Annotated in this window: 14 protein-coding genes; 8 read left to right on the top strand and 6 right to left on the bottom strand. The window is 69.8% G+C overall.

The window, feature by feature from the left end; translation table 11 throughout:
- Positions 1 to 87: 87 nt before the first annotated feature.
- The 4 genes from ABZV44_RS39665 to ABZV44_RS39650 all read right to left on the bottom strand — a co-directional run bounded on the left by ABZV44_RS39665 (position 88) and on the right by ABZV44_RS39650 (position 3,926).
- The gene (locus ABZV44_RS39665; protein WP_354848542.1) at positions 88 to 1,719 is read right to left on the bottom strand and encodes an AMP-binding protein; all 1,632 of its coding nucleotides are present in this window, start codon (positions 1,717 to 1,719) and stop codon (positions 88 to 90) included.
- The gene (locus ABZV44_RS39660; protein ID WP_354848539.1) at positions 1,709 to 2,647 is read right to left on the bottom strand and encodes an SDR family NAD(P)-dependent oxidoreductase; all 939 of its coding nucleotides are present in this window, start codon (positions 2,645 to 2,647) and stop codon (positions 1,709 to 1,711) included. Before ABZV44_RS39660 ends, ABZV44_RS39665 begins: the two co-directional genes overlap by 11 nt.
- The gene (locus ABZV44_RS39655) at positions 2,647 to 3,309 is read right to left on the bottom strand and encodes a TetR family transcriptional regulator (protein ID WP_354848537.1); all 663 of its coding nucleotides are present in this window, start codon (positions 3,307 to 3,309) and stop codon (positions 2,647 to 2,649) included. Before ABZV44_RS39655 ends, ABZV44_RS39660 begins: the two co-directional genes overlap by 1 nt.
- A 125-nt stretch (positions 3,310 to 3,434) precedes the next feature.
- Positions 3,435 to 3,926 carry a nitroreductase/quinone reductase family protein gene (locus ABZV44_RS39650; RefSeq protein ID WP_354848534.1) on the bottom strand — a complete coding sequence of 164 codons (492 nt, stop codon included), beginning with the start codon at positions 3,924 to 3,926 and terminating at the stop codon, positions 3,435 to 3,437.
- 82 nt (positions 3,927 to 4,008) lie between these two features.
- On the opposite strand from ABZV44_RS39650, the gene ABZV44_RS39645 reads away from it, so the two are divergent.
- Complete coding sequence (locus ABZV44_RS39645) at positions 4,009 to 4,281, top strand: hypothetical protein (protein ID WP_354848531.1); 273 nt, start codon at positions 4,009 to 4,011, stop codon at positions 4,279 to 4,281.
- 66 nt (positions 4,282 to 4,347) lie between these two features.
- Here the strand turns inward: ABZV44_RS39645 and ABZV44_RS39640 are convergent, their stop codons facing one another.
- Positions 4,348 to 6,150, bottom strand: a complete 1,803-nt coding sequence (locus ABZV44_RS39640) for an LCP family protein (RefSeq protein WP_354848529.1) — start codon at positions 6,148 to 6,150, stop codon at positions 4,348 to 4,350.
- Positions 6,151 to 6,169: 19 nt separating this feature from the next.
- Between ABZV44_RS39640 and argC the strand changes: the two genes are divergently transcribed.
- From argC to ABZV44_RS39605, 7 genes are all read left to right on the top strand, one after another.
- Positions 6,170 to 7,231, top strand: a complete 1,062-nt coding sequence (gene argC / locus ABZV44_RS39635) for an N-acetyl-gamma-glutamyl-phosphate reductase (protein WP_354848526.1) — start codon at positions 6,170 to 6,172, stop codon at positions 7,229 to 7,231.
- A complete protein-coding gene (gene argJ / locus ABZV44_RS39630; protein WP_354848523.1) occupies positions 7,228 to 8,436 on the top strand; it encodes a bifunctional glutamate N-acetyltransferase/amino-acid acetyltransferase ArgJ in 1,209 nt (402 codons plus the stop codon). Before argC ends, argJ begins: the two co-directional genes overlap by 4 nt.
- Complete coding sequence (argB, locus tag ABZV44_RS39625; protein ID WP_354848520.1) at positions 8,433 to 9,332, top strand: acetylglutamate kinase; 900 nt, start codon at positions 8,433 to 8,435, stop codon at positions 9,330 to 9,332. The genes argJ and argB overlap by 4 nt, the downstream gene beginning before the upstream one ends.
- Positions 9,333 to 9,408: 76 nt before the next feature.
- Positions 9,409 to 10,602 (top strand): acetylornithine transaminase, encoded by a 1,194-nt coding sequence (locus ABZV44_RS39620; RefSeq protein ID WP_354848518.1) that lies wholly within the window; start codon positions 9,409 to 9,411, stop codon positions 10,600 to 10,602.
- Positions 10,599 to 11,543, top strand: coding sequence for an ornithine carbamoyltransferase (gene argF / locus ABZV44_RS39615; RefSeq protein ID WP_354848515.1), 945 nt, complete (start codon positions 10,599 to 10,601; stop codon positions 11,541 to 11,543). Before ABZV44_RS39620 ends, argF begins: the two co-directional genes overlap by 4 nt.
- Positions 11,544 to 11,572: 29 nt before the next feature.
- On the top strand, positions 11,573 to 12,070 hold the full coding sequence (locus tag ABZV44_RS39610) for an arginine repressor (RefSeq protein ID WP_354848599.1): 498 nt from the start codon (positions 11,573 to 11,575) through the stop codon (positions 12,068 to 12,070).
- Between the two features lie 90 nt (positions 12,071 to 12,160).
- Entirely contained in the window at positions 12,161 to 12,856 is a 696-nt protein-coding gene (locus tag ABZV44_RS39605) for a hypothetical protein (protein ID WP_354848512.1), read from the top strand.
- On the opposite strand, the gene ABZV44_RS39600 is transcribed toward ABZV44_RS39605, so the two are convergent.
- Positions 12,849 to 13,001, bottom strand: coding sequence for a hypothetical protein (locus tag ABZV44_RS39600; protein WP_354848509.1), 153 nt, complete (start codon positions 12,999 to 13,001; stop codon positions 12,849 to 12,851). The genes ABZV44_RS39605 and ABZV44_RS39600 overlap by 8 nt on opposite strands.
- Positions 13,002 to 13,030 lie beyond the last annotated feature (29 nt).

The following is a 13,030-nucleotide window of genomic DNA, read 5'->3' as shown; positions in this document are numbered from 1 at the left end:
GATACGTCGTTCATGGGTCTCACCTCCTTCGTGATGTCACGGTCCACGGCACGGTACCAACGCGCACCGGAGGCCGCAAGCGACGCCTCACGAGGCGGCCTGTTCGCCGAGCTTGTGGCGCAGCACTTTTCCGCTGGGGTTGCGGGGGAGCTCGGGGAGCCGGACGAACTGCTTGGGCACCTTGTAGCGTTCCAGGCGGGTCCGGATGTGCTGTTTGAGGGCGTTGTCGCCGGGGTCGGCGTCGGTGGTCACCAGATAGGCCCGCAGCACCTGGCCGTACTCGGGATCAGCGATGCCGACCACGATGACATCGGCGACGGCGGGATGCTCGGACAGCGCGTTCTCGACCTCGCGGGGGTAGATGTTCTCGCCGCCGGAGACGATCATCTCGTCGTCGCGGCCGTCGATGTAGAGGCGGCCCCGCGCATCCAGGTGGCCCATGTCGCCGACATTGACGTAGCCGTCGTGCACCTCCTTGATGGGGGCGGAGCCGCCGCGATCGGCGGTGTAGCCGTTGAAGCCCAGGCCGCCGCGCACGAAGACCGTGCCGGTCTCGCCGACCGCGGCCGGGGTACGGTCGGCGCGCAGAATGCGTACGGAGACACCGAGAATGGGGCGTCCCACGGTTCTGGGGGAGTACGCGAGATCCGCGGGTGTGGCGATGGAGACGACGCCCGCCTCCGTGGAGCCGTAGCCGTTGACCAGCCGGGGACCGAAGTCGCGCAGGAATTTCGCGATGGCGTGCGGTGAGATCGGCGCCGCGCCGGTCAACGCCAGGCGCAGCGCGGACAGGTCGTAGCGGCGGCGGATCTCGTCGGGCAGGGCGGCGAGGCGCTGGATCATGATCGGGACGCCGATGAACACGGTCGCGCGGTGGCGTTGGATATCGGCCAGGGCCAGTTCGGGATCGAAGCGGCGGCGCGTCACCGCTGTCGCACCCAGGGTCAGCTGACCGGCCAGCGCGCCGAGGCCGAAACCATGGAAGAACGGCGGCGCGACGATCGCGATATCGCGGTCGGACAGGCGTGCGGCGGCGGCCAGCGAGGCGGCCGCCTCCAGTGCGGGACGCAGGCCGATCTTGCGGGCGACGCCCTTGGCCATGCCGGAAGTGCCCGAGGTCAGCAGGGTGATCCGGGCCGGCTGCCGGGCCGGGGGCGGAGACGGATGCCGTTGCCGGGCAAGCTGATCCAGCGTCGGCAGCTCGGCTCGGACCTCGGCGTCGCGCCAGCCGCGCACCTGGATGCCGGGGTAGCCCACCTCGGCGAGCGCCGCGAGATATTCGTCATCGTGGACGAGGATGTCCGGCGCGTGCCGTTCCAGGATGCGGGCCAGCTGGGCGGCGGGAAGTTCGGTATTGAGGAACACCAGCTCGCAGCCCAGACGGCTGCCCGCGATCACCGCTTCGACGAAACCGCGGTGATTGCGGCACAGAATGCCCACGGTGCGCAGGTCCGGCGCGAGCGAATGCAGCGCTGCGGCAATGGCTTCGGAGCGGCGCATGAGCTCGCGGTAGGTGACCGCGCCGGATTCGTCGATCAGGGCGATCCGATCGGGGTGGCGGGCCGCGGAGACGGCGATGAGCAGACCCAGTGACGGACCGTACGCGTGGTAGGCGCGGGCGATCGACACCGCGGCCGCCGGGCCGATCGGGTGCAGTGCGCCCGAGGTGATGATCGCGGAAAGGGCTGTGCCCCAATCGAAGAACGTACTAGTGCGCATCGCCCGCGCCCTTCCCGTGCACCGCGCGGAGAGCAGCCTCGGTGTCGCCGAGCCGCTGGTAGACGGCGGTGAAGGCGATCTCCAGTGGCACGCGCAGGACCGGGGTGAGTATCGAGGTCGCATACCCGTAGGCGGGAATCATCATGCGCGGCTTGGTGATCAGCGCCCGCGCCACGCCCGTGGCGGCCTCGGCGGGGGACTGGCCGGGCATCGCGGACATCCAGCGGCTGGGTGCGCTCATCCGGGTGTGCATGAGCCCGGCGTAGATGGTGGTGAGGGTGACCCCGTCCGGCCGCGCCTCCATGCCCACCGCGCGCATCCACACATCGAAGGCGGCCTTGGAGGACAGGTAGAAACCCCACTTCGGGACCACCGGAAAGAGCACGCCGACCGTGGAGATGTTCACGATGTGGCCGCTGCGGCGCGCCCGCATGCTCGGCAGCAGGGCCAGCGTGAGGCTGATCGGGCCGAGGTAGTTGGCGGTCGAGGTGGCGGTGAGGTCCTTCGGCCGGTCGTAGGACAGGTGGATCGAGCGGCGTAATGACTTGCCCGCGTTGTGAATCAGATAGTCGACATGGCCGAAGCGGGCGAGGATGTCCTCGGCGAAGGCCGAGATCGATGCCGGCTCGGCCAGATCCAGGCGGATCGCCACCGCCTTGCCGCCCGCGGCGGTGATCTCGTCCGCCACCGCCTGCAGCTGATCGACCGAGCGCGCGCCGAGCACGACGGTCGCGCCGGCGGCGGCGAGCATGCGGGCGGTCTCGGCGCCCAGGCCGTGGGATGCGCCGGTGACCACGGCGATCTTGCCCTCCACCTCGCGGCGCAGGCGGGCTTGGTCGGAGATGCCGCGCGGGCCGATGAGCCACGCCGCGGCCCGGCCGACGGGGCCCGCCGCCAGGGCATTGTCGGGTCGGTGGAGGAGTTCCACTAGCTCGTCTCGCTTCGTTCGGTGCGCTGTTCGGTGCGCTGCTGCGGGCCGGTCGGGTCCAGCAGGGCGGCGATGGTGCGGGAGGTCAGGGTGATGGACGGGTCGAGCGCCAAAGTCGTTTGCACCGTGGCGAATCCGGCGGCGAGCACCAGGCTCTGCAGCTGAGCGCGATCCGGCTCCGGCTCGGTGAGCCAGCGCGCCGTGGCGCCCTCCACGAAAGCCAGCCACCCGTCCATGGCGATCCGGATGGCGGAACTCTCACCCGCGGAGACGATTTCGGTGAGCAGCGCCGCCACCAGCCGGTCCCGATGCCGCTCGTGCTGCGCCAGCAACCGCTCGTCGGCCCCCGCGCGCGGCGTCATGATCAGCGCGGTCTCGTGCTGCTGCACGAAATCCAGATAGATCCCGAACCCCAGCGTCAGCCGTTCCATCGCGGACCCTCGCAACTCCTGCAGCCGATCCCAGAAGTCCTCGAACACGGCCTCGTGCACCGCCAGATACAACTCGTACTTCCCCCCGAAGTGATATCCGATCGACCCCACCGCGGCCCCCGCCGCCGCCGCGATCTCCGCGATCGACACCTCCTCGTACCGCCGGTCCGAGAACGCCCTCCGCCCCGCGTCCAGCAACGCCGCCCGAGACTCCCGCCCCCGCCGATTCACCTGAACCGCCCGGGCCCCACTTTTTGAATCCCGTTCAACTTCGGCCACCCTCGCAGCCTAACCAATTTCTTGAACCAGATTCAAGAACTGATTTTCAGCCGTTACCGCCCAGGTCGCTGGTTGGTTCAGGCGTCGGCGCGGGTGAGGACGGCGATGGGGAAGTGGCGGGGGCTGAGGGCTCGGTAGGTGGTGAAGTGGGGGTAGGCGGCGGTGAGGGTTTGCCAGTGGGTGGCGTATTCGGTGTCGTCGGTGACTACGCGGGTGGTGACGGGGAAGGTTTCGCGGCCGATGCGGACCTCGGCGTGGTCGGCGGCCAGCAGGTTCTTCCACCAGTTGGGGGTGCCGGGGTTGCCGCCGTTGGAGCCGCAGACCAGGAGGGTGTCGCCGGAGCGGACCAGCATGAGCATGACGGGGCGGGGTTGGCCGGATTTGCGGCCGGCGACGGTCAATTCGAGGACCGGGTGGCCGAAGAGGGTGGCGAAGCGGGTGCCGCCGAAGCGGTCGAAGAGGCGGCGGTGTAGGCGGGCGTAGAAGCGGGCGACCGCGCCGAGGTGCGTGCTGGAGTAGTAGTTGAAGCGACCCGCCAGGGTCAGCTGGCCGGAATCGGTGCCGGGCATCGGAGGTCCCCTCGGGTCGGCGGTCGTACGGGCTCAATGTACATGGTGTCCAGTGAGTTGACGTAGTGGCTCCCGAAGGATGGTGTCGTGCTCGCCCCGGTTCACCATCGCCTACGAGCTGCTCGGCAGTGCCGCCGACGCCGGGGATGTGTTGCAGAGACCAGCCATGGCGGACATGGCCGTCGAGGTCGGCACCTACAACGCGGTGCCCGCGCTGCTGCTGCGCACCGCCGACGGACGCCTCGACACCGTCGAGCTGATCGAGACCTCCGGCGACCGCATCACGGGGCTGTACACCATCCGCAACCCGGACAAGCTGGGGACCGCCGAACCGACCCGCGCGCTGGAACGGTGAGCTGGGTGGTCAGCGGCCGCTGAACAGTTGTGCGACTGGGGATTTCAGCGACCGGCCGCGGGTGGATCAGTTCACGCAGGGGATCTTCGAACCGATCTGGGTGGTGACGGGCTTGCCGGAATCGGGTGCGTCCGTGGTGGTGTCGGTGGCCGCGGCACTGGTCGAGGAGCCGCCCGCGGTGGTGGTCGGGCTGGTGGTGGCGGCGGTCGGGTCCAGCGACGCCGGAATCTCGAGATCCGCGCCGACGACCAGCTTCACGTGCCCGCTGGACACCTCGGTGGACGGGCTCACCGGGATCCCGCCGAACATCTCCGACAGCTGCTTGGCGTCGGTATCGGCACCGGTGCCGTAGTAGACGGTCGAGGTGGTGCCGTCGGCGTAGGTGGCGTTGGCGACGTCACCGGCCGGGAATCCCTTGGCGGTCAGCAACTTCGACACCTTGGCGGCCTGGCCGGGCGTGCCGCTGGCATTGGCCACGTCCAGCGTCGAGGTGGGCGTGGTGGCCGGCGCGCTGGGCGCGGCCGGGGTGGAGACGCCGAACGCCTCGCGCACCGTCTTCTTGATGGCCACCGGATCGATGACGTTCACGTCCTGGCCATCGACCGTGTCGTAGCGCAGCACCGGCAGCGTGCGGAACTCCACCGTCGGGTTCTCCGCGCGGCCCAGCGTGGTGGCGAAATCGGTGAGGCTCCAGCCGTCCGACAGCACCACGTCCTTGTGCGCCACATCCATCAGCGCCTTGAGCCGGCCCGGATTGGCCAGCGTGCCCGAGCTCTTCATGGAATTGGCCACCGAGGTCAGGAACGCCTGCTGCCGGTGGGTGCGGTCGAGGTCGCCGTTCTCCAGCCCGTGCCGCTGCCGCACGAACGCCAGCGCGTCGGAGCCGTCCAGGTGCTGGGGTCCGGCGGGGAACTGCGCGCCGGAGTAGTAGCTGTCGTCCACGGCGTGATTGAGGCACACGTCGACGCCGCCGAGCGCGGTCGCGAGGTCGTAGAAGCCGGCCAGGGAGATCTCCGCGAACCGGTTGATGGGCACGCCTGTGAGCGCTTTCACAGTCTGAACGATGCTGGCGCGGCCCGCTTCCCGGCCCTGACGCTCCAGGTCGGGTCCGTCGGCCATGCCCTTCGCCTTGAGCTTTTCCTCGACCGTGTACTTCTTGAGGCCGTAGGACTCCTTGATCTTGGCGTGGTCGTAACCCGGAATGCCCTGCACCGGAACGTAGTCGTCGCGCGGGATGGAGAACGCGATGATGTGCTTCAGATCCTTCGGAATGTGCACCAGGATCAGCGAATTGGCGTTGTAGCCGCCCTCCGAGCCGTCACCGGCGTGCAGCTGGTCGAGGATCTCCTTGGGTAGATCGTTGCCGTTCAGGTCTTTCCGGGTGTCCAGGCCGATCAGCAGCATATTGATGTCGCCATCGAGATTGACGTCCTCCGGCGCGATCGCGCCCGAGCGGACGAAGCCGGAATCGAAGTCGTTGCGGCCGTACCAGACCAGACCTGTTACGCCGATCACACCCGCGGCCACCAAGGCCGTGACGCCGCGTCCGGCGAGGCGCAGGCGCTTGTCGCGCTCGCGCTGGGCCGCGGTGCGCTCGGGCTTGCCGCCGCTGCGATCACGCTTGCCATCGGTGTCATCACGCTTACCGGCGGTGCGCCGCTTGTCCGCGCGCCGGCTGGTGGAGTCCGCCTCGGCGCGCCGCGAACGGCGGGGAGTCGGGTTTGGCGTCTCCGGTGCCCGGCGGGTGCGGCCCGGCTGGGGGCCGACGACCGGCAACGGTTGGGTGGCGTCGTCGTACATGGCGCTGTCGAGTGTGCCGTAAGCGGCGCTCTCTGTCAGATTTCCGCCCGGTTGTGAATGAGCTTGCACAGTCGTGCATAATCATCACATGGTGGATACCTCGAACGGGCCCCTGCGGGTCGCGGTAGCTGGTGCGAGCGGGTACGCGGGCGGTGAAGTCCTGCGCCTGCTGCTCGGTCATCCAGCCTACCGAAGCGGGCGCCTCGAGATCGGGGCGCTGACCGCGGGGTCCAATGCCGGCACCACCCTGGGTGAGCTGCAGCCACATCTGCTGCCGCTGGCCGATCGGGTGCTCGCGCCCACCACCGTCGAGGAGCTCTCCGGCCACGATGTGGTCTTCCTCGGCCTGCCGCACGGGCAGTCCGCGGCGATCGCCACGGCGTTGCCGGAATCCACGATCATCATCGACTGCGGCGCCGACTTCCGGCTCACCGATCCGGCGGCGTGGGAGAAGTATTACGGCACCCCGCACGCCGGCAGCTGGCCCTATGGGTTGCCCGAGCTGCCCGGCGGGCGCGAGAAGCTGCGCGGCGCAACCCGGATCGCGGTCCCCGGCTGCTACCCGACCGTCTCGAGCCTGGCGCTGGCCCCGGCCGTCGCGGCCGGAATCATCGAACCGCGCGTGAATGTGGTTGCGGTGAGCGGCACGTCGGGCGCGGGCCGCAAACTCGATGTGGGCCTGCTGGGCTCGGAGGTGATGGGCTCGCTGCGGGCCTACGGCATCGCGGGCGCGCACCGGCACACCCCCGAGATCGCGCAGAACCTGAAGGCCGCCACCGGATCCGGCGCCGACGTGAGCGTGTCGTTCACCCCGGTGCTGGCCCCGCTGCCGCGCGGCATCCTGGCCACCTGCACCGCCCCCACCACCGTGGACGCGGCCACCGCCCGCGCCGTCTACGAGAAGGCCTACGCCGACGAGCCTTTCGTGCATCTGCTGCCGGAAGGCGTACTGCCGCAGACCGGTTCGGTGCTCGGCTCCAATGCCGTCACCCTCCAGGTCACCGTGGACACCGACGCCGGGCTGCTGGTGGTCATCGGCGCGATCGACAACCTGACCAAGGGCACCGCGGGCGCCGCGGTGCAATCGATGAATCTGGCTCTCGGAATCGACGAGACCGCAGGACTTTCCACCGTAGGAGTGGCACCGTGACGATCGACAACGGCAAGCTGGTGCGGACCCAGGGCGTCACCGCACCGCTGGGCTTCCGGGCCGCGGGCATCGCCGCCGGCATCAAGAAGAGCGGCAAGCCGGACCTGGCGCTGGTGTTCAACGAGGGCCCGGAGTACGCGGCCGCCGGCGTGTTCACCCGCAACAAGGTCAAGGCCGCGCCGGTGCTGTGGTCGCAGCAGGTGCTGACCGGCGGCCGACTGCGCGCTGTCATCCTGAATTCCGGTGGCGCCAACGCGTGCACCGGCCCGGGCGGCTTCCAGGACACCCACGCCACCGCCGAGGAACTGGCGAAGGCGTTGAGCAACTGGGGAACCGAGACCGGCGCGGGCGAGATCGCGGTCTGCTCCACCGGTTTGATCGGCGACCGGCTGCCCATGGACAAGCTCATCCCGGCCGTCACCGAGATCGTGCACGAGATGGGCGGCGGCCTGTCCGGCGGCGCCGAGGCCGCGCGGGCCATCATGACCACCGACACCGTGCCGAAGGAAACCGCCTTCCACCACCGGGACAAGTGGAACGTGGGCGGCATGGCCAAGGGTGCGGGCATGCTCGCGCCGTCGCTGGCCACCATGCTCGTGGTGCTCACCACCGATGTGGTCGCCACCCCGCAGCAACTGGACGAGGCGCTGCGCAATGCCACGAACTACACCTTCGATCGGCTCGACGTGGACGGCTCCTGCTCCACCAACGACACCGTGCTGCTGCTGGCCAATGGCGCCTCGGGCGTCACCCCGAGCCAGGCGGATCTGAACGCGGCCGTGCTCGCGGTCTGCGACGACCTGGCCGAGCAGCTCATGTCCGACGCCGAGGGCGTCACCAAGCGCGTGCACATCACCGTGCAGGGCGCGGTCAGCGAAGCGGAAGCGCTCATCGGGGCGCGGGCGCTGGCCCGCGACAGCCTGGTCAAGACCGCGTTCTTCGGTTCCGACCCGAACTGGGGCCGGGTGCTGGCGTCCATCGGCATCGCGCCCATCGAACTGGATCCGAACCGGGTCTCGGTGTCGTTCAACGGATCTCCGGTGTGCATCGACGGCGTGGGCGCGCCGGGCGCCCGCGAGGTCGACCTCTCCGGCCCCGACATCCAGGTGCTGGTGGAGCTGGGTCTGGGCGACGGCGCGGCCACCGTCCGCACCACCGACCTCTCGCACGGCTACGTCGAAGAGAACTCGGCCTACAGCTCATGAGCGATGTGGTGAAACAGCTTTCGGCCCTCGACAAGGCGCACGTCCTCGCCGACGCGCTGCCGTGGCTGCAGAAGTTCCGCGACAAGATCGTGGTCGTGAAGTACGGCGGCAACGCCATGATCGACGATGAGCTCAAGCGGGCCTTCGCGGCCGATATGGCGTTCCTGCGCACCGTCGGCGTGCACCCGGTGGTGGTGCACGGCGGCGGCCCGCAGATCAGCGCCATGCTGAAGAAGCTCGGCATGACGGGCGAATTCCGCGGCGGCTTCCGGGTCACTACGCCCGAGGTCATGGACGTCGTGCGCATGGTGCTGTTCGGTCAGGTCGGCCGGGAACTGGTGGGGCTCATCAATGCCCACGGCCCGTACGCGGTCGGCATCTCCGGCGAGGACGCCCGGCTGTTCACCGCCACCCGCCGCACCGTGCAGGTCGACGGTGAGGCCACCGATATCGGCCTGGTCGGCGACGTCACCGAGGTGAATCCCGACGCCGTGCTGGATCTCATTGCGGCGGGCCGGATTCCGGTGGTCTCCACCATCGCCCCGGACGCCGACGGCGTGGTGCACAACATCAACGCCGACACCGCGGCGGCCGCCCTGGCCGAGGGCATCGGCGCGGAGAAGCTGGTCATCCTCACCGATGTCGAGGGCCTGTACACGAATTGGCCCGACCGGTCCTCGCTGACCAGCCGCATCGACACCGACGAGCTGGCCAAGTTGCTGCCGTCGCTGGATGAGGGCATGGTGCCCAAGATGGAAGCCTGCCTGCGCGCCGTGGAGGGCGGCGTCCCGACCGCGCACGTGATCGACGGGCGCGTCGCCCACTCGGTCCTGCTGGAACTGTTCACCGGGGAAGGCATCGGCACGATGGTCACCCCCGCACAGGAGATCTCATGAGCGAGCGTAGCGAGCGGAAAATGAACACAGCCACGAGTGTGCTCGTGCTGGAGCCGAGCGCTAGCGAGGTGGAAGCATGAGCACAGCCGACATCCAGCAGCGGTGGAACACCGCGCTGATGAACAACTACGGCACACCCAAGGTGGCGCTGGTGCGCGGCGCCGGCGCGGTCGTCTACGACGCCGACGGCAAGCGCTACCTCGACTTCCTGGGCGGCATCGCGGTCAACAGCCTCGGCCACGCGCACCCGGCCATCCTGAACGCGGTCACCCAGCAGCTCGGCACCCTGGGGCACGTCTCGAATCTGTATGCCAGCGAACCGGTCATCGAGCTGGCCGAGCGGCTGCTCGCGCACTTCGGCGACGGGCACGGCAAGGCGTTCTTCTGCAACTCCGGCACCGAGGCCAACGAGGCCGCCTTCAAGATGGCGCGGCTCACGGGGCGCCGGAAGATCATCGCCTGCGAGGAGGCCTTCCACGGCCGCACCATGGGCGCGCTCGCACTGACCGGCCAGCCCTCGAAGCGGGAACCGTTCGAGCCCATGCCGCCCGGCGTCGTCCACGTGCCCTACGGCGACGCGCTGGCGCTGGCCGCCGCCGTCGACCAGGATACGGCCGCGGTGTTCCTGGAACCCATCATGGGGGAGAGCGGCGTCGTGGTGCCCCCGGCCGACTTCCTGGCCAAGGCCCGCGCCATCACCAAAGAGCAAGGCGCGCTGCTGATCCTGGACGAGGTGCAGACCGGCATCGGCCGCACCGGCGCGTTCTACGCGCACCAGGCCGCGGGCATCGTGCCCGATGTCATCACCCTGGCCAAGGGCCTGGGCGGCGGCCTGCCCATCGGCGCCGTGCTGGCCCAGGGCCCGGCCGCGGAGCTGCTGCAGCCGGGCATGCACGGCACCACCTTCGGCGGCAATCCGGTGTGCGCGGCGGCGGCGCTGGCCGTGCTGCGGACCATCGACGAAGACGGCCTGCTCGCGCACGTGGAGACGGTGGGCAAGATCCTCGTCGACGGGATCGAGAACCTCGGCCACCCGCTGGTCGACCACGTGCGGGGTGCCGGTCTGCTCATCGGCATCCAGCTGACCGCCGATGCCTCCACGGATGTGGAGCTGGCCGCCCGGGAGGCCGGGTACCTGCTGAATCCGGCCAAGCCCAACGTGATTCGCCTCGCTCCGCCCCTGGTGCTCACCGAGACCCAGGCGGAGAACTTCCTGTCCGACCTGCCCGGCATCCTCGATGCCGCCCAGGCCCAGAAGGAGACCAAGTGACCATCCGGCATTTCCTGCGTGACGACGACGTCACCCCCGCCGAACAGGCCGAGATCCTCGCGCTGGCAGCGGAACTGAAGGCCGCGCCGCAGTCGCGGCGGCCGCTGGAGGGCCCGCGCGGCGTCGCGGTCATGTTCGAGAAGAACTCCACCCGGACCCGGTTCTCCTTCGAGATGGGCATCGCCCAGCTCGGCGGGCACGCCGTCGTGGTCGACGGCCGCGACACCCAGCTGGGACGCGAGGAGACCCTCGCCGACACCGGCCGCGTGCTGTCGCGGTACGTGGACGCCATCGTCTGGCGTACCTTCGAGCAGACGCGCCTGGACGAGATGGCCGGTGCCGCAACGGTTCCCGTCGTCAATGCGCTGTCCAACGAGTTCCACCCCTGCCAGGTGCTGGCGGATCTGCAGACGCTGAAGGAGCGCAAGGGCTCCGACCTGAGCGGCCGCAACCTCACCTACCTCGGCGACGGCGCGAACAATATGGCGCACTCGCTCATGCTCGGCGGTGTCACCGCGGGCATGAACGTGACCATCGCCGCCCCCGAGGGTTTCGAGCCATTCGGCTGGATCGTCGACGCCGCCCAGAAGCGCGCCGCCGAAACCGGCGCGATCATCACCATCACCCATGACCCGCAGGCCGCCGCCGAGGGCGCGGACGCGCTGGTCACCGACGCCTGGACCTCCATGGGCCAGGAGAACGACGGCCGCGACCGGGTCGCCCCGTTCCGTCCGTTCCAGGTCAATGCCGGGCTGCTGGCCCGCGCGGCCGCGGATGTGACGGTGCTGCACTGCCTTCCGGCGCACCGCGGTGAGGAGATCACCGACGAGGTCATCGACGGCCCGCACAGCGCGGTCTGGGACGAGGCCGAGAACCGCCTGCACGCGCAGAAGGCGCTGCTGGTGTGGCTGCTGGAGCGATACCAGCGAGGCGAGAGGTGAGCAGCGGCGAACGTCGCACGGCCGCACCGGTGTCGAACAAGTCGGGTGCGGCCATCGCCCGCACCCGCGCCGGCCGGCAGGCCCGCATCGTCGCCATCCTCTCCCAGCACGAGGTGCGCAGCCAGTCGGAACTGGCCGTGCTGCTCTCGTCCGAGGGCATCGAGACCACCCAGGCGACACTGTCCCGCGATCTCGATGAACTCGGCGCGGTCAAGCTGCGCGCGGCCGACGGCGGCGCGGGCGTGTACGTGGTCCCGGAGGACGGCAGCCCCGTCCGCGGCGTCACCGGCGGCACCGAACGTCTCTCGAAACTGCTCGGCGACCTGCTGGTCTCCACCGACGCCAGCGGCAATATCGCCGTCCTGCGCACGCCGCCCGGCGCCGCGCACTTCCTGGCCAGCGCCCTCGACCGCGCCGCCCTGCCCGAGGTGGTCGGCACCATCGCGGGCGACGACACCATCGCCGTCATCGCCCGCGAGCCCATGACCGGCGCGGAACTGGCCGCCAAGATCGAACAGCTGGCCTGAATCGGACTGTGCCGCAGGATAATTGCGGTAACGGGGTGCCAGTGCGGGCGTACGCTCGGTAGGAAGGACATCCCCGAGCAAGGAACGCGCATGTGCGAAGGCTATGGACTGATCGGATCGTTCGAAGCCGGGACGCGGGAGCGGCCTCACGTTCCCGAGGTGGTCCGGCCCAGCCTGCGCCGGACCGACGACGGGGTCTGGGTGGTCATGGCCCGCAAGGTGGCCCGGCACATCGACGGGGATCGGTTCATTCCGGCGACCGGCGGCGCGCCCTACCCGCGTGACGCGATCGCCGAGTGCCGGCGCGGCCGGAGTCACGCGGTGCCGGACGAGGACTGCAGCTGCGGTTTCCACGCCGTGTCCGAAGCCGCTCCGGAACCCTACGGCGGCCGCTTCACCGTGCTCGAGGTCGCGCTCTCCGGGCGGATCCTGGCCTCGCACTGGATTCGCGGCGGCCTGCTCTTCCGCGCCGAACGCCAGACCGTCATCACCTGGTCGGATATCACTGCGCCGCAACCGGTCCGGCTGCCGGACCGACCCCCGCAGCCGCCCACCCCGCCCCTGGAGCCGGGCGGCCGCACCGCTCGCCTGCGCCCACCCGACCCGCGTGGCCTGGATCGCGCCGGATTGCGTCTGCCGGTGCGTGAGCCCCAGGTCGTGCGTCTCGCCGACGATGCGGGCTACTGCGTGCTCGATGCTCGACAGCGGGAGCCTCGCGGACACAGAAATCGGTGGCAGCATCGCCAGGATGCCGCCACCGACGGGGTGCTGATCGAGATCAGTTGAACGGGTACTGGCCGGGCGGAACCGAGCCGCCCTGGCCCTGTGCGCCGGAGGCGATGAGATCCTGCACGAGCTGAAGTGCCGCGCCTCCGATGGACAGGATGTCGCGGCCGAGGGTGCCTACGATCTGAGCGAGTGTCGAGAGCATGGCGGAATCCTTCGGTTGACCCGGAAGTG

Source organism: Nocardia sp. NPDC004860 (assembly GCF_040609015.1).
Classification (GTDB): domain Bacteria; phylum Actinomycetota; class Actinomycetes; order Mycobacteriales; family Mycobacteriaceae; genus Nocardia.
Note: the sequence above shows the minus strand (reverse complement) of the source record. Positions and strands in the feature narration are given on the sequence as shown.

What these genes read in the sequence shown, in the direction of transcription:
- ABZV44_RS39665 (WP_354848542.1), bottom strand. Translation starts at nt 1,719, where the DNA reads ATGCGCACTAGTACGTTCTTCGATTGGGGCACAGCCCTTTCCGCGATC.
- ABZV44_RS39650 (WP_354848534.1), bottom strand. Translation starts at nt 3,926, where the DNA reads ATGCCCGGCACCGATTCCGGCCAGCTGACCCTGGCGGGTCGCTTCAAC.
- argC (WP_354848526.1), top strand. Translation starts at nt 6,170, where the DNA reads ATGGTGGATACCTCGAACGGGCCCCTGCGGGTCGCGGTAGCTGGTGCG.
- argB (WP_354848520.1), top strand. Translation starts at nt 8,433, where the DNA reads ATGAGCGATGTGGTGAAACAGCTTTCGGCCCTCGACAAGGCGCACGTC.
- ABZV44_RS39620 (WP_354848518.1), top strand. Translation starts at nt 9,409, where the DNA reads ATGAGCACAGCCGACATCCAGCAGCGGTGGAACACCGCGCTGATGAAC.
- ABZV44_RS39605 (WP_354848512.1), top strand. Translation starts at nt 12,161, where the DNA reads ATGTGCGAAGGCTATGGACTGATCGGATCGTTCGAAGCCGGGACGCGG.
- ABZV44_RS39600 (WP_354848509.1), bottom strand. Translation starts at nt 13,001, where the DNA reads ATGCTCTCGACACTCGCTCAGATCGTAGGCACCCTCGGCCGCGACATC.